The sequence below is a fragment of the Bacillus sp. EU52 genome, from assembly GCF_037964975.1.
Classification (GTDB): domain Bacteria; phylum Bacillota; class Bacilli; order Bacillales; family Bacillaceae; genus Bacillus; species Bacillus subtilis.
In genome coordinates this window covers 1010837-1027014 of record NZ_CP150177.1, presented here as the reverse complement: position 1 = coordinate 1027014, position 16178 = coordinate 1010837, and the positions used below count along the sequence as shown (strand labels likewise).

Sequence of the window (16178 nt, the reverse complement as noted above, 5' to 3'; positions counted from 1 at the left end):
GCATAATAGAGAAAAAGAAAAAGAGAAGCAGGTGACGTAATGAATCGAGTGGAACCGCCCTATGATGTGAAAGAAGCTCTGGTTTTCACCCAGAAAATGGCTCAGCTTAGCAAGGCTCTTTGGAAATCGATCGAGAAGGATTGGCAGCAATGGCTCAAACCGTATGACCTGAATATTAATGAGCATCATATTTTATGGATTGCGTATCAATTGAATGGAGCTTCCATTTCTGAAATCGCGAAATTCGGGGTCATGCACGTATCAACCGCATTCAACTTTTCAAAAAAGCTGGAAGAACGGGGATATTTAAGGTTCTCCAAACGGCTGAATGATAAACGTAACACATATGTCCAATTGACTGAGGAAGGTACCGAGGTATTTTGGAGCTTGCTTGAGGAATTTGATCCGACACGCAACGCTGTTTTTAAAGGGTCACAGCCTTTGTATCATTTATTCGGAAAATTTCCTGAAGTGGCAGAAATGATGTGTATGATACGCCATATCTACGGCGATGATTTTATGGAAATTTTCGAAACGTCACTCACCAATATTGACAATGACTTTGAAAGCGTAAACGGAAAACTGAAGAAAAAAGCAAAGGACAGTGCGGCGGATGAACCGGCTGAAGAGCTTGAACCTGTAAACAGTTAATCAAAATGCTTCATGATGTCGATAAAGACTTCCATCAGCTCTTGATAAAGCCCCTGCTCATACAGGGCAAAAATCGTTTCATGAACATCTAATTTTTCATTCAGCTGTCCGGCAAAAAGCGCAAGGAGCTTATCAAAGGTTACAAATCCTTGCGCTTTTTGTGTTGCCAGCTCTTCCGACAATTCATCGCATATCCTCATAACCGCTTCCCCTTCTTCCTTGCTCAGCCCTTTGTCAATGAGAAGCGCATAGAAGGGGTACCTGTCCATATCTACTGTTTTCACTAATAATTGTATGTAATATTCTAATCGCTCAATGCGATGATCCATCGAATCCATCCACACCACTTCTTTCTATCTTTAATCTTATTTTAGCTGATAATTCACTGAGAAGAAAGTTCTAACCCCATATTTCGCAGTTTGTTTGCTTGTTTCAAAAAAATACCTGCCGGATGATATTTTTTCTTAAAAAAGCATTGATTTTTTCTCTTGGGAGGAGTAAATTATTTTGAGATTCTATTCAAGATGTATGGAAGGATGACTTTGATGAATTGCTGGAAGACCATAAATCTCATGAAGGATTATGGCGCCGTTCGCATAATATTAACTGCTGTATGTTTTATGATTTTGGTTTTTATATCTACCTTTTTAGCTTTTGAGCTGCTGCGGCCTGGCACAAGCTTAAGCGATGAATATGTATCTTTATTCGGCGGTTTGCTCGTCGTTATTTTATTTGTACATAAAGTCATCCATGTCCTGCCAATCATCTGCAAAAAAAGAAAAATAGAAAAAAAGTTTTACATATTGCGCATGCGCACATGGAAACGTATACCAAAAACAACAATGCTGATTTCACTCGTCAGCCCGTTCTTGCTGATTACACCGGTATTGTTTTACGCAGCACTGGCATTTCCGAATCATGCTCATTATTTTTGCATGATCTCGGGCATTCACGCCGGCTACTGTCTGCCTGATTTCCTGCTGGCTCTCAAGCTGATAAAAGCACCGAAAACCGCTTTTATTGATCAGGAAGCAGACGGCTTGGATATTCTTGTTGAAAAGTAGTCAAACCCCGGTGCTGGTGGCGATTTTTCAATTTGCATTCTATCTTTTTTAATAAATATTTGGTAATGTAATATGGGACAGTTCAGAGAGAGGGGGAATCTCCCATCATTTTATTCTATTTTATCGTGGCTGCCGTGTTTATTTTATATTTCATAAACAGGCTCACCAATACATTATGCCTTGTCAGAGAGATTCCTGAAGAGCGGCAAGATAAGGTATTCCGATTTATTAATGTATCTATATTAATTTTACTGATCTCTTCGTTTGTGGAGATCTCCTTTACAGTGTAAATACGAAAGAAAGCATAGCTGCTGATTAAGCAGCTATGCTTTTTTATGTTGATTAGTACAGCCAAGAAGCGCCGATGATAATCAATAAAATAAATAACACAACCAATAAAGCGAATCCGCCTGCAAATACTTCACCCATCTTAAAAAGCACCTCCTGTAATAAGCTTTATTTACCAATTACATGTTATGCAATTCATGTTTGAAACGATTAGGCGCTAGTGAAAATAAAGGATCGCTTATGTTGCAAGCGATCCTCGGGCTGCTTAGTAGATGTAAGCTGCACCTACGATGATAAGCAAAATGAACAGTACTACGAGCAACGCGAATCCGTTAGAGTATCCTCCGCTCATGTTACATACCTCCTTTTCTTGATCAATATATAAGTATGTCATCAGCAAAAGTTTGACTAGACGAATGCCCTTTATTTAAAATCTTTTTACAGAAAGCCACAATATGTTATGATACGCATAGGTAATTTAATTTGGAATGATTAGGAGTGTTTGAAAACAATGAAGAAAATCGCAATAGCAGCTATCACTGCTACAAGCATCCTCGCTCTCAGTGCTTGCAGCAGCGGCGACAAAGAAGTCATCGCAAAAACAGACGCAGGCGATGTAACAAAAGGCGAGCTTTACACAAACATGAAGAAAACAGCTGGCGCAAGCGTACTGACACAGCTAGTGCAAGAAAAAGTATTGGACAAGAAGTATAAAGTTTCGGATAAAGAAATTGACAACAAGCTGAAAGAATATAAAACGCAGCTTGGCGATCAATATACTGCCCTCGAAAAGCAATATGGCAAAGATTACCTGAAAGAACAAGTAAAATATGAATTGCTGACACAAAAAGCGGCTAAAGATAACATCAAAGTAACAGACGCCGATATCAAAGAGTACTGGGAAGGCTTAAAAGGCAAAATCCGTGCAAGCCACATCCTTGTTGCTGATAAAAAGACAGCTGAAGAAGTAGAGAAAAAGCTGAAAAAAGGCGAGAAGTTTGAAGACCTTGCGAAAGAATACTCAACAGACAGCTCTGCTTCAAAAGGCGGGGATCTTGGCTGGTTCGCAAAAGAAGGCCAAATGGACGAAACATTCAGCAAAGCTGCATTCAAATTAAAAACAGGTGAAGTCAGTGATCCTGTCAAAACGCAATACGGCTACCATATCATTAAAAAGACAGAAGAACGCGGCAAATATGATGATATGAAAAAAGAACTGAAATCTGAAGTGCTTGAACAAAAATTAAATGACAACGCAGCTGTTCAGGAAGCTGTTCAAAAAGTTATGAAGAAAGCTGACATCGAAGTAAAAGATAAAGATCTGAAAGACACATTTAATACATCTTCAACAAGCAACAGCACTTCTTCTTCAAGCAATTCTAAATAATAAAAAAAGCTGTGCAGGCTCATTGAGCCGCACAGCTTTTTTTATGCGATGGAATGGTTTTGATTTTCTTCTTCATGCTGCTGAGAACTGCGGCGTTCTCGCTCCTTTTCCATCCTCTCCATATAAATCTGCCCTTCTTTTTCAATAAAAGCCTGGTCTACTTTTTCTTCCTCTTTGGCTGCCGCCACAAGTTTATATGCGCTGAAAATGATCCCTACAATACAAAGATACACCCACCACGGAAAAAATAACACGGGCTCCTCCCCCTTTGCATAGATTCTTTATTCTTAACCATATGCGGGAATGAGACGAGTTATGTGCGAGAAAGACGCATCAAAAAGGACTGAGCTGAATATGTCAGCATCAGTCCTTTTTAAGTTATTTATGAAATGTCGGTTTATAAAAGGAACGGTTTTCCAGTGCGAATACACGTTCAGTATACTCGCCCGGCTTCACACGCTCAAGCGCTCTGTCCATCATATTCATTTTTGCATCCAGATTGTCTATATAGTGAAGAATTTCCGCTTCTTTCACCATAGGCGGTTTCGGGCTGCCCCATTCTGCTTTGCCGTGGTGACTCAAAATCAAATGCTGAAGAATTAACACCTCTTCAGAATCGATTTGAAGCTCCTCAGCCGCTTTTGAAAGCTCTGTCACCATGATGGAAATATGGCCGAGCAAATTGCCTTCAACCGTATATGAAGTGGAAACAGGGCCGGACAGCTCCTTCACTTTTCCAAGATCATGCAGGATAACACCGGCGTAAAGCAGATCACGATCAAGAGAAGGATATAAATCTGCTATTGCTTTCGCCAGGTTCAGCATAGAGACAACATGATACGCCAAACCTGAGACAAACTCATGGTGGTTTTTCGTAGCCGCCGGATAATCCATAAACTCAGCTTCGTGTTTTTTAACCAAAAACCTTGTGATTCGCTGGATATTCGGATTTTTCATTTCAAATATATATTGAGTGATGGTATCCATCATTTCATTTTTCGGAATCGGCGCGGTTTCTAAAAAATCATCAATATTGACGTTTTCTTGCTCGCTTACCGGTCTGATATTTCTTAGCTTCAGCTGGGTGCGTCCGCGATAATGGTGAACATCGCCGACGACCTTGACAATCGTCTGCGGCGCATAGGTCACTTCATCACTTTGCTTGGCATCCCACAGCTTCGCTTCAATATCGCCTGACTGGTCTTGCAGCATCAGCGTCAGAAACGGTTTTCCATTGCTTGCAATCCCTTTCGTCGAGGATTTAATCAATAGATACTGGTCCACCTGTTCGCCAACCTCATGTAGCATAATCCCTTTAGCCATTCTATTAAAGCTCCCTCCGTATCTTACATAATACCAGTATATCACATACCGATTTTCAGCTATAGAACCTCTTTTATGACACCAAATGGATGATTTGGCTGTTATGAAATGCATCTTTTACGTGCTCATGGCATGTAAAATACAAAATCTGCCTACCGCCTTCAGATAAATCATACAGAACATGTAATACACGTTTCAGCCTTTCCTGATCAAAATGAACAAAACTGTCGTCAAGCTGGAACGGAAGCTTTGACCCACCCTGGCGCGTAACGGCCAAAGCAAATCGGATCGCTGTATACAGCTGTTCACATGTCCCTTGTGACAGCTCTTCCGCATGATAGACAGTTCCATCGCGATGCATAACCATGATCGAATCGTCCGTTTCGGAAAAATAAATGGTTTGGTAGTTTCCGTCAGTCAGAGGGCGGAAAAATTCTCCTGCCGTCTCCAGAAGGCGCGGAAGCTCGATTTTTTTATGCCGCTCCAATTTGTTTTTGATCACCTGTTTGACCATTTGTATGGAGGCCCATTTTTTAGCCGTTTCTTTCACACGTTCTTTTTGCATTTCGGTTTGAAGCTTGAGGTCTGAGACCATTCCCGAAGCCTCTAATTGTTCCTGTTTGACTGAGAGCAGTGCGATTTGGCTGCGGAGCTGCTCGATCTCCTCAGTCAGCCGCTCTTTTCTTTCATTCTCAACAAATTGCTTATCTTTCAATTCAGAAAGCGTATTGGAATCCGCCAGTTCAAGTTCCTCCGGGTGCTCGCCTTGAAGCTGTGCGTTTACGTGATGAAGCTTGTTCTCCGTATCCTTCAATTGCCTGCTGATGTCGGCTATGGCAAAAAACGCATCTCTGTCTTTTGCAGCAGCCGCGGCAAATAACTGTTCAATCTGTGCGTGGAAATACTGTATTTCTTGCTCAAGTTCAAGCATCAGTTCCTTTGTATAATGAATATCTGTTTCAATTTCCTTTTTTTGCTTCTCAATTTCTTTTTCACGTTCAATGTTTTTCCGCAATGTGTGAAGGGCGTCCGAAATGGAGATATCCTGACTCTGATTCACGGGACGAAGCATACTGACGCGTTCTTCGAATGTTCTCCGGTGCTTTTTCAGCCTGCCTGCTTCAATGGTCAGCTCATGCTTTTTCTTCACTTCTTTTTTAACATCCTTCATTAAGCTGTATGCATCAAGCAAAAATGATGGATCTTCCTTAAATCCGAGCTCTTTCATAAAACGCTCAACCTGTGTAAAGGACGGCGCCATTTCGGCTTCCCACTGTTCAAACTGCTGGATGACCCTTTCATACGCCGCCTCTTTTTGCTGGAGCGCTGCACGCTGTGTGAGAAGGTGCTGCTTATTGCGGTCATCCTCCCATAACGCTTCTCTAAGCATTTCAGCTTCTGCTGGTGAAATATCCGTCATGGGCTGTCTTGTCTCTCGGCTGTTTCGAGAAGACGACTTTCCTGAAACAAGCCAATACACAATAAGTGCAGCGCCGAAACTTATGGCGGGAATCCATTGCTGCAGCAGAGAAAAGAGAACGATGAACAACATACCAGCTGCAATGACAGTCTTTTTCTGTTTAGCCTGCTGTCTTTCAAAAAACGTTAGCTGTTCTCTGAGCTTCGCTTGCTCTTGGTGCTGCCCCTGTGTTTCATCATATGCTCTAAGAGCTGCTTCTTTATCTTTTCTTTGGCTGTTTTCAAGAATCGCGGACGAAGCGGCACGAACGGCCTTTTCCGCGTCTTCCAGCTCTTGCCGGGCAAGTTCAAACGTCTCGTCAAGCTGCCGTTTTCTGTCTCTTGCCTGTACATATTGCTGCACCGCTTGCTGAAGCTGCCATTCATAATCATATGAGGTGTTCATATTCAGGAGCTCATTTTCATCCGTTTTATTGAGCTGTTCCAGCCCTGCCGCTGTCTGCGCAGACGTCTGGCGCAGCTGTGCCTGAATGGCTGCCAGCTGTTCTCCCCAGGATTGGTACATATGAAACGCTGCCGAAAGCTCTTGTATCAGCGTTTCTTTCGCCAATAGTTCTTTATCGGGGATAAGCTTTTGCCTCTGTTTGTCCAACTCCGCCATCTTCACCCGAAGCGCCTCAAGCTGTGCTGATTTCGGGTGAAGATGGGATTCATATTTTTCCAGCTGATGCAGTCCGTCAGCAGGAAATTGTCCTGCGTGTTCCGGAAATTCTGCAATCACCTGTTCGAGTGTCGCTTTTTCATTTAGCAGCGGCTTTCGCTCAATCGCTCCCTCAATCATTCGGATATGTCCCGCCGTCTCTTTCAATTCGGTTTCCGCGGCTGCAAGGCGGGCTTCAAGCGTTCGTTTTTCCTCGAGAAGCTGATGATAGCCCGCTTCCTCTGCTTCAGCCTGTTTTAGCTTAACTGCCAGCTGCTTAAGCGTTTCCAGCTCCTGATTCAATTGAGGGTTTCGCCCATTTGGTTTATAGAGCCTTTCGCTTTCCTTCGTCAGCCTTGAATCAAGCTTTGATACGGCTTCAGCACCAAACAAGCTGGAAAAGAGCAAAAATTCCCCTATCTTATCCCGATTAAAGGCGTGAATTTCCTGCAGCCCGAATACGTCAAACGAATATATGGCTTTGTACAACGACCTGTCTGTGCCCTGGAACAGCTGCTTTAAAACATCTCCCTGCTTTACTTCGCCCTTTTCTGTGTACACGCTTAGTTTTTCGGCAGTCCCTTTCGTCCGTTCGATCTTCAGCACCCCATATTCAGGATGTTCAGCTTCAAGAACACCGCCGTAGACACCGCCTGTTTTCGGTTCATATTTTTTTGTTTTTGGAAAACCGAACAGCATACTTTCAATAAATGACATCATCGTCGTTTTTCCTGCCTCATTTAATCCGTAAATTACTTGGACAGGAGAGGCGGAAAAGTGAAAGGTCCGATTGGAAAATTTCCCATATTGGTAGATATGTAAAGATATAATTCGCAAAGCTGTCACCGCCTCATGTATCAAGCACCTTAAGCTGTCTTTTCAATAAAATCTGTGCCTGCTCTTTTATTTCCTTTACTTCCTCTTGGCTAAACCGGTCCGCGTGCCTTCTATACACTGGATGCCGCTCAAGCCCTTCCAGCACGTCTGACAGATCACTGCGATCAATGTCTTCAAATAAACCGCCAAAAAAAGGATCAAGGTTTGTTAGGTTTGCTTCGTTTTCTGTCTCATCGTCCAATCTAAGAGGCCAAACGAAACGTTCCTCCTCCGCTTCTTGTTCCTGAAGAGCTTCAAGAAACTCATCCAAGGTGCCTTTTGGCGCCTCCAGCAGCCATTCCGGCGCCGTCCCTTGTAAAACAAGCCTTACACAAACAGGGCTCCCCTTTTTCCGCAGCCTCGAAAACGTGTTCTCCACCATTTGGAAGAGGGCGGTCATATTCTTTGCCTCCGTCACATCAACCGCCGCTTTTTCCCACAGGACATCATGCGCTCTCTGAAATTCATAAGATATATCTCCGTTTGTCACATGAACGAGATAATAGCCTTTATCTCCCGTCTCCTTCATATGGCGTGCTTGCGTGTTTCCCGGGTAAATGACTGCCGGATGCTCGGCAGATAGAACCTGGCGTTTATGTATATGGCCAAGCGCCCAATAATCCATCCCGCTTTTCACGAGGTCGTCATGTGTAAACGGGCAATACGGATCGTGTCCTTCAGATCCTGACAGCGTGCCATGGAGCATGCCGATATGAAACGGTGCGTCAGTTGATCTCCGATAGCGGGCGGCTTGGTTTTCCGTCACTGCTCTGGCTTGATAGCTGAAGCCGTAAATGCTTGCTATGCGCCTGCCTTCTTTAAAAAACGATTTTTCTTCTGGAACAGCGGACGAAAAAATATGGACATTCTCAGGCCATTCAATCGGCGTCCACTCCCCGCCAAGATGATCGTGATTCCCAAAGATGACGTATACCGAAATCCCGCACTCTCTGAGTCTTTCAAACTGTTTTTTCAAAAAGAGCTGAGCCTTTAAGCTTCGATTGGCTTCATCAAACAGATCTCCCGCCAGCAAAATGAAATCAACGTGCTCTCTCACTGCAGCGTCTATCATATGTCTCACGCTTGCAAACGTGCTTTCTTTAATCCGGGCAAAAATCGGCTCCGGCAGATGCGATATCCCGTAAAACGGGCTGTCAAGATGAAGATCTGCCGCATGAATAAAGGTTAGTTCAGTCAACATTCTGCTCCTTTCCAGGATGAAGTACCCTTATTTTAGCACCGAATTCTTGCGAATGCACGTTCTGTCAATAAAGAAACAGCCTGAGAATCCCCAGGCTGTTTTCCAATCAGTTTTTCGCTAAACGTAGCGCTTGTTTGATCGCTTTGAACGCGCTTGAATTGCCGTAAATTAATACACCGCCTTTATAAATTCTGGCGCCGATAACGGCCAGTATGACAATGGTGAGCAGTGTGATTCCGATTCCGACAGCCGCCTGCCAGAACGGAATATCAAGCATGCCGACGCGCAGGAACATAATCATTGGCGTAAAGAACGGAATAAACGAAGTTACCGTAATAAATCCTGCGTCAGGCGCATTCAAACCGAACATCGCGATCATAAAACCGGCGACAACCAAAAGCGTCATCGGCGTGATCGTTTGCTGCACGTCCTCTATTCTGCTGACGACACTGCCGAGAAACGCGGCAAGTGTCGCGTACAAAAAGTATCCGAGCAAAAAGAAAATGACAGCATAGATGACAGTGGTTGCAGATACGTCGGTCAAATTAAGGAACCCGCCGACAGATGAAGCCGTTTCGCTCTTTTGGTTCAGCTTAAGCGACAGAGAGCCGGCTCCTATAATAATAGCAAGCTGTGTGATCCCGACAAGCCCAATACCAAGCAGCTTTGCAAACATTTGCTGGATCGGCGGCATACTTGAGATCAGGATTTCCATAACTCGCGAAGATTTTTCTGTAGCGACCTCCATCGCAATCATGCTGGCATACATAATCACCGAAAAATAAATGACGAACAGCATAATGTAAACAAGCCCTACCGTCTGGCCAAGCTCTTCCTCAGACTTTGCCCCTTCTTTCAGCGCCTTCTGCCCCACAGTAACGGGCGCATAAAGGCTGCTGATCGTTTCTTGCGACACGCCGAGCTCCGCTGTTCCGACTGCTGTTTTGGTTTGCGTCAGCGCCTGTTGTAGCGTTTGATACGTGCTTTCATCAGAAATCGTTAACGCTTTATATGTTCCTGAAATGGTCCCTTTTTCATCTCGTTTGATGATGAGCATGCCATCGAGTGATTCATCTTTGACTTGCTTTGTGACCTCATCCTCCGATTGCTTCGACAGCTTCACATCAAGATCGCCGTCAGTATCCACCGCTTTCAGCTGCTTTGAAAAAACCGGATATAATTCGTTTGTTTCATCAACAACGGCGATTTTTTCTTTCGCATCGTCACCTTGAAACAAAGAAATGATCGACTCCAGATTCGTTACAACTAAAACAAGCAGCACCGTGATGACAGTAGAAATAATAAAGGATTTTGCCATAATCTTATTTTTGTATGTATGAGAAAGCATGATCCAAAATTTATTCATAGACGGCCCCCACCTTTTCTATAAAAATATCATGCAGTGACGGCTCTTCAAGCTCAAACTTTCTGATAAACCCTTTTCCTTGGAGCATCGCAAAAATCTCTTGAGAAATGTCTTCATTGGCAATCTGCAGCTTGACGCCGTCGGCCGTTTCCTTCCATTGTAGAATGCCTTCATGAGACTGCAAAAAGCTTAGATCGTCATCGGAGTGAATGGTGACGTTCTTTTTGCCAAAGGAGCGCTTGATCTCCTTCAGTTTGCCTTGCACGACCGGTCTTCCTTTCTGCAATATGCAAAGGTTCTCACAAAGCTCCTCCACATGTTCCATCCGATGGCTTGAAAATAAAATAGAAACACCGCTGTTTTTCAGCGAGATCACAGCCTCTTTTAACAGCTCAACATTGACAGGGTCCAAGCCGCTGAATGGTTCATCAAGAATCAGGAGCTCCGGCTTATGCAAAACTGCCGAAATGAATTGGATTTTCTGCTGATTCCCCTTCGAAAGCTCTTCCACCTTCTTATTCTCATAATCTGTTATATTGAAGCGTTCAAGCCATGTACCGAGCTCTTTTACAGCCTCTCGCTTCTCCATCCCTTTTAATCTGGCGAGATAGACGAGCTGATCCTTTACCTTCATTTTCGGATAAAGGCCCCGCTCTTCCGGCAAATAACCGATTTTGTTGCTGATATGATAATTCACAGGACGGCCCTTCCAACTGATTGAGCCCTCCGTAATGCTTAATAATCCTAGGATCATGCGAAACGTCGTCGTTTTTCCCGCTCCATTTGCGCCTAACAGACCGAACATTTGCTGTTCCGGAATATCTAAGTCCAATCCGTCAACGGCTTTATAATCTCCAAATGTCTTCGTTACGTGATCAATTGTAAGCACTGAATCTCCTCCTTCCCTGACCCATTATATACTAATTTTGGATAAAGCATAATAAAGGATTTTGATTTCCTTTTTAGAATATAAATGAAGAAAGACTGATAAACCTTAAAATGGAGGAGAAACCTGATGGCTGATTATTTCCTTACCGTATTTGATCCTTCGGGGAACACGCTGGTAAACGAGCGATTCGAGGCAGAACATGAAGAAGCGGCAAAAACGCATGGTGAAGCCCTCTTAAAAGAAAAAGAGCTTCATAGTCATACTCATCGTTTAGTCAATGCAGCCGGAAAACTGATTTTGTTTCACAGATGATCAGCTTTCCGGCTGATCTGTTACGCTTGAAACTTCGGCTCCCGTTTTTCTAAAAAGGCACGGATTCCTTCTTGGTGATCCTTGGTCCTTCTCATTCTCTCTTGGGCGCTGCGCTCAAGGGATAGCACTTTTTTCAGTTCTTCAATCTGGAGGCTTTGAAAAATAGCTTTCGTTTCGATCATCGCCAAAAGAGGGGAGGCCAACAGGGTTTCGATAATGGATCTTGCGCCTTCGGCAGGGTCTCCGGCAAATGTCCCATCAAGAAGCCCCATATCGGCAGCTTCTGAGGCAGATAGTTTTTTTCCGCTCCAAATCAGTTTTTTCGCTTTTGCTTCACCGATTCTTTTCTTCAGCAAATAATGTCCTCCGCCGTCCGGAACAAGCCCAATGCCGATAAAATTCATCGCGAGGACGGCGTTTTTTTCAGCGAGCACAATGTCCGCACAAAGCGCCAAACTCAGGCCCAGTCCCGCAGCAGCGCCATGAATGGCTGCAATTGTCACTTTCTTCATCTGATATAAATTCAGGGTGACAGCCTCAATCGTATCCATCAGCCGTTTAAATTGGTCAGGGTCATGCTCTGACGTCATCATCCTGATATCACCGCCGGCCGAAAAGCCTTTCCCGCTTCCTCTCAGGAGAACGATGAGCGCCTCGCTTGCAACCGCCATTTCGACTGCCTCCTTCAATTCAGACAGCATCTGTTCATTCAGGGCGTGATGGGCATCAGGCCGATTCAGGATAATCTCTGCAACGGCCCCATTACATGCATATTGAACAAACTCCATTAAAAGCACCTCCATGTATGCGCTTACTTTTTTTCTTTCTCCTATACATTCCCCGCCATCCCCAAATAAACCTTTTTATTTTTCAAGGTCAATAGATACTGAAAAATGCATATTGTTTGAATGGAAACATAAAGTTTTATATAGTGAAAAAGAAGGGATATCTTGATGAGAAGGGAGGAAAGGAACATGGATAAATTGCTGATCAGTTTTCTGTTAAGTTTATTTATGGTGTACTTTCCCCCTTCGGACGTGGTTCTGCCTTCCCAGTTTGAAGCAAGCACTGACAGCTATGTGCCTATGTCCTCATATCCGCAGGAAACACAATCGGCAAAAACGCCGTCGCCGGGCAGCATTCACCCGGCTGAGCTGATCAAAGAGTACAGCCCGCTGGCACAGTCTGTCAGGCATCTCTCTGTCAAACCACTTGACGAACCGCTGATAAACAGGCTGGAAAAGGCTTGTGCCGTCCCTGTCAAATACCAGTCTAATTACCTCCGAATATAATTTGCTCAAGTTTTATTTGTAACTCACCCCATACTGCCAACACTACATTCGGAGGGATTTTCATTGAATATTAAAGAAAACGATCTGCCGGGCATCGGCAAAAAGTTTGAAATCGAAACAAGAAGCCACGAAAAAATGACGATTATCATTCATGATGACGGAAGAAGGGAAATTTACCGGTTTAATGACCGGGACCCGGATGAGCTTCTTTCAAATATTTCATTGGATGATTCTGAAGCAAGGCAAATTGCAGCTATTCTCGGGGGCATGGTCTATAAACCGCAAGCTCTGGAGTCCATCGAAATGGCCTTCAGCGATCTTATTATTGAATGGTTTAAGGTCGAAAAAGGCGCCAAATCGATCGGACGCACACTCGGTGAGCTTGATGTTCGCCAGAATTACGATGTCACTGTTATTGCGATTATCAAACACAACCAGGAAAAGCTCCTAAATCCCGGAGCGGATTCGATTATTGAAGAAAATGACACCCTTGTCCTCTCAGGTGAGAGAAAGCATCTGAAGAAACTGATTCACGATTTTCTTTCTGGAGAGGGCGTGTGAGCCCCGATGGACCATCTTGTATTTGAAGTCGGAACTGCACTTGTGCTTGTGGCAATCGCCAGTGTGATCGCCAATAAAATTAAATTTTCGATTATTCCGTTTCTGATTGTGCTGGGAATGCTTGTTGGACCGCACGCGCCGAAAATGGGGATTATTGATCTAACATTTATTCAAAGCAGTGAAATCATCGAGTTTTTCGGGCGAATGGGCGTACTGTTCCTCCTCTTCTATCTCGGACTCGAATTCTCTGTCGGGAAGTTAATCAAATCAGGAAAATCAATCGCGGTCGGCGGGACGATTTATATTTTGATTAACTTCAGCCTCGGACTGCTTTACGGGTTTATCACCGGATTTTCCTTTCTGGAAGTCCTCATCCTCGCAGGCGTCATCACAATCTCGTCAAGTGCGATTGTCGCAAAAGTGCTCGTTGATTTAAAAAGAACCGCCAACCCGGAAACCGAATTGATTCTCGGCATCATCATGTTTGAAGATATTTTCCTTGCCGTATATCTGTCCGTTGTTTCCGGGCTTGTGCTAGGTGATGCGACATCCGTAGGGAGTGCACTCTTGTCCATTTTGATCGCCTTCGGTTATATGCTGCTGTTTTTTATCGCAGCAAGAAAACTCCCGCCGCTGTTGAACAAACTGTTGGACATTCGCTCAAACGAAGTGTTTATTATCGTCATTTTCGCAGCACTCTTTTTTATCGCCGGGTTTTCAGAGACGATTCATGTAGCAGAAGCAATCGGCGCGCTGCTGCTCGGTTTGGTCTTTTCAGAAACAGAGCATTCCGATAGGATTGAACACCTCGTTGTTCCGTTTCGCGACTTCTTCGGTGCGATGTTCTTTTTCAGCTTCGGCCTCAGCATCGATCCGTTTTCGCTTGGTGAAGCGGTTTGGCTTGCGTTGGGTGCAGTGATTTTGACCATTCTGGGAAATTTTATCGCCGGAATGGTGGCAGGACGACGCGCAGGGCTTTCTCATAAGGCTTCATCGAATATCGGGCTGACGATCGTATCGCGGGGAGAATTTTCGATTATCGTTGCGAATCTCGGGATAGCCGGCGGACTGTCGGCCACATTAAAGCCGTTTGCCGCATTATATGTCCTCATTCTGGCGATTTTGGGACCGCTTGTCACAAAGGAATCAAAACGAATTTACCGCTTGCTGAACAAGGTATTTAAATGGAAGCCTGAGGTTCAGCCCGCAAAAAAACAGGGATAAAAAAAGCAGCACTGTAATCAGTGCTGCTTTGTCGTTTTTTCAAAAATCTGCTCTAAATATTTGATTTTTTCGTCCGTGTAGTGCTCGAAGCGCTCATTGTACGATTTCGGATCTTTCGGATTCGCAAAATGCGTAATTTTCCCTGTATCCCGATCAATAAATTTACTAGCAGCGCCGCAGCCGATGCCAATAATCGTCTGCACCTCTTCCATAATCATAATGTTGTAGATGCTTTCTTGTCCCGGCAAAGAGTATCCGACGTTTTCAAGGTTTCCAAGAATGTTTTTCTGGCGGTATAAATAATAAGGCACGTACCCATGCTCTTTCGTCCAGGCTACCGCGTCTTCCATCATTTGAGAAACCTCTTCCCTGCCGGCAACTTTGTACTTATGCTTGTTTCTCGTCATTTCTGACGCCCGTTTAAATGAAAGAGTATGAACGGTAAGGGATTCCGGCATCAGTTTTTCTGTTTCTGAAAGACTGTGCCTGAACTCCTTCACGCCTTCCCCAGGCAAACCAATAATCAAGTCCATGTTAATATTATTCATGCCGTGCTGGCGTGACAGATGATATTTCTCAATGGTCTCTTCAACCGTATGGTGCCGCCCGATCGCCTTTAGCGTTTCGTTTTCGTAGGATTGCGGATTGATGCTGATCCGATCAATGTCATATTTGTTTAAAACGGCGAGTTTTTCTTCTGTAATCGTGTCAGGACGACCGGCCTCCACCGTAATCTCACGAATGTTTTTCACATCCGGGAAGGAGCGGACCATTTCTTCATACAGCAGATCCATCTCCTCCGCTGTAATGCTTGTCGGCGTCCCGCCGCCAAAGTAAATGGTTGTAACCTTAACATCATGCTCCTTCAGCCATTCACCGATTTTCTGCATTTCGTAATGCAGTCCCCATAGGAATGAGCCGACTCTGCCCGCCTGTCCTTGGATAGCGTACGCAGGGAATGTGCAATACGCGCATTTTGTCGGGCAGAACGGAATGCCGATATAAATGCTGACTTCATCCTTTACTCGGTACAAATCCGGCACTGCCGCCAGCTGACGGTCAACAATTTCCTGCATTAGCATGATTTTTTCATCATGAATTAAATAGTCTTTTTTCAACTCAGCATGCGCTTGCTCCTTGGACATTCCGCTTTGCAGTTTTTTATGAAGCAGCTTTGTGGGCCGGATTCCTGTGAGGATTCCCCACTTCTGCGTAATGCCCGTATGCGCCTGAAGAAGATTGAGATACACATAAGAAATTGTGTTTTTCACTTGCTTAAAAGCTTCTTTTTCATTCATGCCGGGAGAAAAGAATTTTGTATGCTGTTCCTTTATGCCAGTTCCCTTCACTTCTCCCGAAACCGTCACATGCTCATCCGTTTGTGACAACGCTAAAGAAATGACAAAATCTGCGGGCTCCTCTCCGCCATACGCAAGCTCGCACTCTTCATAAAACAAATTTGCAATATTTTGCAGAGGCCGATGCAGGCGGTCATCATGTATGCCTTCTATTTTAATTTGCAACTTCATCACCTAATTTATCAGATTCAAAACTTTCTTTAGTGTACAGAAATAAACTGCTAAAATCAATCCGGCAAAAAAGCCGCCGCACCTGTCAGGGTGCGA

The 16178-nt window shown here is 44.2% G+C and carries 19 protein-coding genes; 8 read left to right on the top strand and 11 right to left on the bottom strand.

Annotated elements, in window-relative coordinates; translation table 11 throughout:
* The first annotated feature begins 39 nt into the window (after positions 1 to 39).
* Positions 40 to 651, top strand: coding sequence for an HTH-type transcriptional regulator Hpr (locus tag NSU05_RS05310; protein ID WP_003239501.1), 612 nt, complete (start codon positions 40 to 42; stop codon positions 649 to 651).
* Here the strand turns inward: NSU05_RS05310 and NSU05_RS05305 are convergent.
* Complete coding sequence (locus NSU05_RS05305; protein WP_009966921.1) at positions 648 to 989, bottom strand: YhaI family protein; 342 nt, start codon at positions 987 to 989, stop codon at positions 648 to 650. The genes NSU05_RS05310 and NSU05_RS05305 overlap by 4 nt on opposite strands.
* A 207-nt stretch (positions 990 to 1196) precedes the next feature.
* Here NSU05_RS05305 and NSU05_RS05300 point away from each other — a divergent pair, with 207 nt between their 5' ends.
* Both NSU05_RS05300 and NSU05_RS05295 read left to right on the top strand, forming a co-directional pair.
* Entirely contained in the window at positions 1197 to 1715 is a 519-nt protein-coding gene (locus NSU05_RS05300; RefSeq protein ID WP_003245590.1) for a DUF3267 domain-containing protein, read from the top strand.
* A gap of 107 nt (positions 1716 to 1822) precedes the next feature.
* Positions 1823 to 2005: a hypothetical protein gene (locus NSU05_RS05295; RefSeq protein ID WP_024571667.1), complete on the top strand. Its 183-nt coding sequence runs from the start codon at positions 1823 to 1825 to the stop codon at positions 2003 to 2005.
* Positions 2006 to 2057: 52 nt separating this feature from the next.
* On the opposite strand, the gene yhzE2 is transcribed toward NSU05_RS05295, so the two are convergent.
* Together yhzE2 and yhzE1 are read right to left on the bottom strand one after the other, a co-directional pair.
* Entirely contained in the window at positions 2058 to 2144 is an 87-nt protein-coding gene (yhzE2, locus tag NSU05_RS05290; protein ID WP_003155248.1) for a sporulation protein YhzE2, read from the bottom strand.
* A gap of 124 nt (positions 2145 to 2268) precedes the next feature.
* Positions 2269 to 2355 (bottom strand): sporulation protein YhzE1, encoded by an 87-nt coding sequence (gene yhzE1 / locus NSU05_RS05285; protein WP_003327753.1) that lies wholly within the window; start codon positions 2353 to 2355, stop codon positions 2269 to 2271.
* A gap of 159 nt (positions 2356 to 2514) precedes the next feature.
* Here yhzE1 and prsA point away from each other — a divergent pair, with 159 nt between their 5' ends.
* Positions 2515 to 3390: a peptidylprolyl isomerase PrsA gene (gene prsA / locus NSU05_RS05280; RefSeq protein ID WP_038428708.1), complete on the top strand. Its 876-nt coding sequence runs from the start codon at positions 2515 to 2517 to the stop codon at positions 3388 to 3390.
* A 41-nt stretch (positions 3391 to 3431) separates the two neighbouring features.
* Here prsA and yhaL read toward each other — a convergent pair whose 3' ends face one another.
* The 6 genes from yhaL to NSU05_RS05250 form a co-directional block, all read right to left on the bottom strand.
* Positions 3432 to 3644 (bottom strand): sporulation protein YhaL, encoded by a 213-nt coding sequence (gene yhaL / locus NSU05_RS05275; RefSeq protein ID WP_003233252.1) that lies wholly within the window; start codon positions 3642 to 3644, stop codon positions 3432 to 3434.
* Positions 3645 to 3768: 124 nt separating this feature from the next.
* Positions 3769 to 4713 (bottom strand): 3'-5' exoribonuclease YhaM, encoded by a 945-nt coding sequence (gene yhaM / locus NSU05_RS05270; protein ID WP_003245698.1) that lies wholly within the window; start codon positions 4711 to 4713, stop codon positions 3769 to 3771.
* Between the two features lie 73 nt (positions 4714 to 4786).
* Positions 4787 to 7678 carry a DNA repair/recombination ATPase SbcE gene (gene sbcE, locus NSU05_RS05265; protein WP_082200999.1) on the bottom strand — a complete coding sequence of 964 codons (2892 nt, stop codon included), beginning with the start codon at positions 7676 to 7678 and terminating at the stop codon, positions 4787 to 4789.
* A gap of 4 nt (positions 7679 to 7682) precedes the next feature.
* Positions 7683 to 8909 carry an exonuclease SbcCD subunit D gene (locus NSU05_RS05260; protein ID WP_038428705.1) on the bottom strand — a complete coding sequence of 409 codons (1227 nt, stop codon included), beginning with the start codon at positions 8907 to 8909 and terminating at the stop codon, positions 7683 to 7685.
* A 106-nt stretch (positions 8910 to 9015) separates the two neighbouring features.
* A complete protein-coding gene (locus tag NSU05_RS05255; protein ID WP_003244912.1) occupies positions 9016 to 10275 on the bottom strand; it encodes an ABC transporter permease in 1260 nt (419 codons plus the stop codon).
* Complete coding sequence (locus NSU05_RS05250) at positions 10268 to 11164, bottom strand: ABC transporter ATP-binding protein (RefSeq protein WP_032725309.1); 897 nt, start codon at positions 11162 to 11164, stop codon at positions 10268 to 10270. Before NSU05_RS05250 ends, NSU05_RS05255 begins: the two co-directional genes overlap by 8 nt.
* A 126-nt stretch (positions 11165 to 11290) precedes the next feature.
* On the opposite strand from NSU05_RS05250, the gene NSU05_RS05245 reads away from it, so the two are divergent.
* Positions 11291 to 11476 carry a YhzD family protein gene (locus NSU05_RS05245; protein WP_015715596.1) on the top strand — a complete coding sequence of 62 codons (186 nt, stop codon included), beginning with the start codon at positions 11291 to 11293 and terminating at the stop codon, positions 11474 to 11476.
* 20 nt (positions 11477 to 11496) lie between these two features.
* On the opposite strand, the gene NSU05_RS05240 is transcribed toward NSU05_RS05245, so the two are convergent.
* A complete protein-coding gene (locus NSU05_RS05240; protein ID WP_038428704.1) occupies positions 11497 to 12264 on the bottom strand; it encodes an enoyl-CoA hydratase in 768 nt (255 codons plus the stop codon).
* Between the two features lie 165 nt (positions 12265 to 12429).
* On the opposite strand from NSU05_RS05240, the gene khtS reads away from it, so the two are divergent.
* From khtS to khtU, 3 genes are all read left to right on the top strand, one after another.
* Positions 12430 to 12768, top strand: a complete 339-nt coding sequence (gene khtS, locus NSU05_RS05235) for a K(+)/H(+) antiporter modulator KhtS (protein ID WP_080475155.1) — start codon at positions 12430 to 12432, stop codon at positions 12766 to 12768.
* A gap of 63 nt (positions 12769 to 12831) precedes the next feature.
* Positions 12832 to 13329, top strand: coding sequence for a K(+)/H(+) antiporter subunit KhtT (khtT, locus tag NSU05_RS05230; RefSeq protein WP_003233269.1), 498 nt, complete (start codon positions 12832 to 12834; stop codon positions 13327 to 13329).
* Positions 13330 to 13335: 6 nt separating this feature from the next.
* Complete coding sequence (gene khtU / locus NSU05_RS05225; RefSeq protein ID WP_038428703.1) at positions 13336 to 14553, top strand: K(+)/H(+) antiporter subunit KhtU; 1218 nt, start codon at positions 13336 to 13338, stop codon at positions 14551 to 14553.
* A gap of 17 nt (positions 14554 to 14570) precedes the next feature.
* Here the strand turns inward: khtU and NSU05_RS05220 are convergent, their stop codons facing one another.
* A complete protein-coding gene (locus tag NSU05_RS05220) occupies positions 14571 to 16076 on the bottom strand; it encodes a coproporphyrinogen III oxidase (protein ID WP_014479327.1) in 1506 nt (501 codons plus the stop codon).
* Positions 16077 to 16178: the final 102 nt, after the last annotated feature.

What these genes read in the sequence shown, in the direction of transcription:
- NSU05_RS05310 (WP_003239501.1), top strand. Translation starts at nt 40, where the DNA reads ATGAATCGAGTGGAACCGCCCTATGATGTGAAAGAAGCTCTGGTTTTC.
- NSU05_RS05305 (WP_009966921.1), bottom strand. Translation starts at nt 989, where the DNA reads ATGGATTCGATGGATCATCGCATTGAGCGATTAGAATATTACATACAA.
- NSU05_RS05300 (WP_003245590.1), top strand. Translation starts at nt 1,197, where the DNA reads ATGAATTGCTGGAAGACCATAAATCTCATGAAGGATTATGGCGCCGTT.
- yhzE2 (WP_003155248.1), bottom strand. Translation starts at nt 2,144, where the DNA reads ATGGGTGAAGTATTTGCAGGCGGATTCGCTTTATTGGTTGTGTTATTT.
- yhzE1 (WP_003327753.1), bottom strand. Translation starts at nt 2,355, where the DNA reads ATGAGCGGAGGATACTCTAACGGATTCGCGTTGCTCGTAGTACTGTTC.
- prsA (WP_038428708.1), top strand. Translation starts at nt 2,515, where the DNA reads ATGAAGAAAATCGCAATAGCAGCTATCACTGCTACAAGCATCCTCGCT.
- yhaM (WP_003245698.1), bottom strand. Translation starts at nt 4,713, where the DNA reads ATGGCTAAAGGGATTATGCTACATGAGGTTGGCGAACAGGTGGACCAG.
- NSU05_RS05260 (WP_038428705.1), bottom strand. Translation starts at nt 8,909, where the DNA reads ATGTTGACTGAACTAACCTTTATTCATGCGGCAGATCTTCATCTTGAC.
- NSU05_RS05255 (WP_003244912.1), bottom strand. Translation starts at nt 10,275, where the DNA reads ATGAATAAATTTTGGATCATGCTTTCTCATACATACAAAAATAAGATT.
- NSU05_RS05245 (WP_015715596.1), top strand. Translation starts at nt 11,291, where the DNA reads ATGGCTGATTATTTCCTTACCGTATTTGATCCTTCGGGGAACACGCTG.
- NSU05_RS05240 (WP_038428704.1), bottom strand. Translation starts at nt 12,264, where the DNA reads ATGGAGTTTGTTCAATATGCATGTAATGGGGCCGTTGCAGAGATTATC.
- khtS (WP_080475155.1), top strand. Translation starts at nt 12,430, where the DNA reads ATGAGAAGGGAGGAAAGGAACATGGATAAATTGCTGATCAGTTTTCTG.
- khtU (WP_038428703.1), top strand. Translation starts at nt 13,336, where the DNA reads ATGGACCATCTTGTATTTGAAGTCGGAACTGCACTTGTGCTTGTGGCA.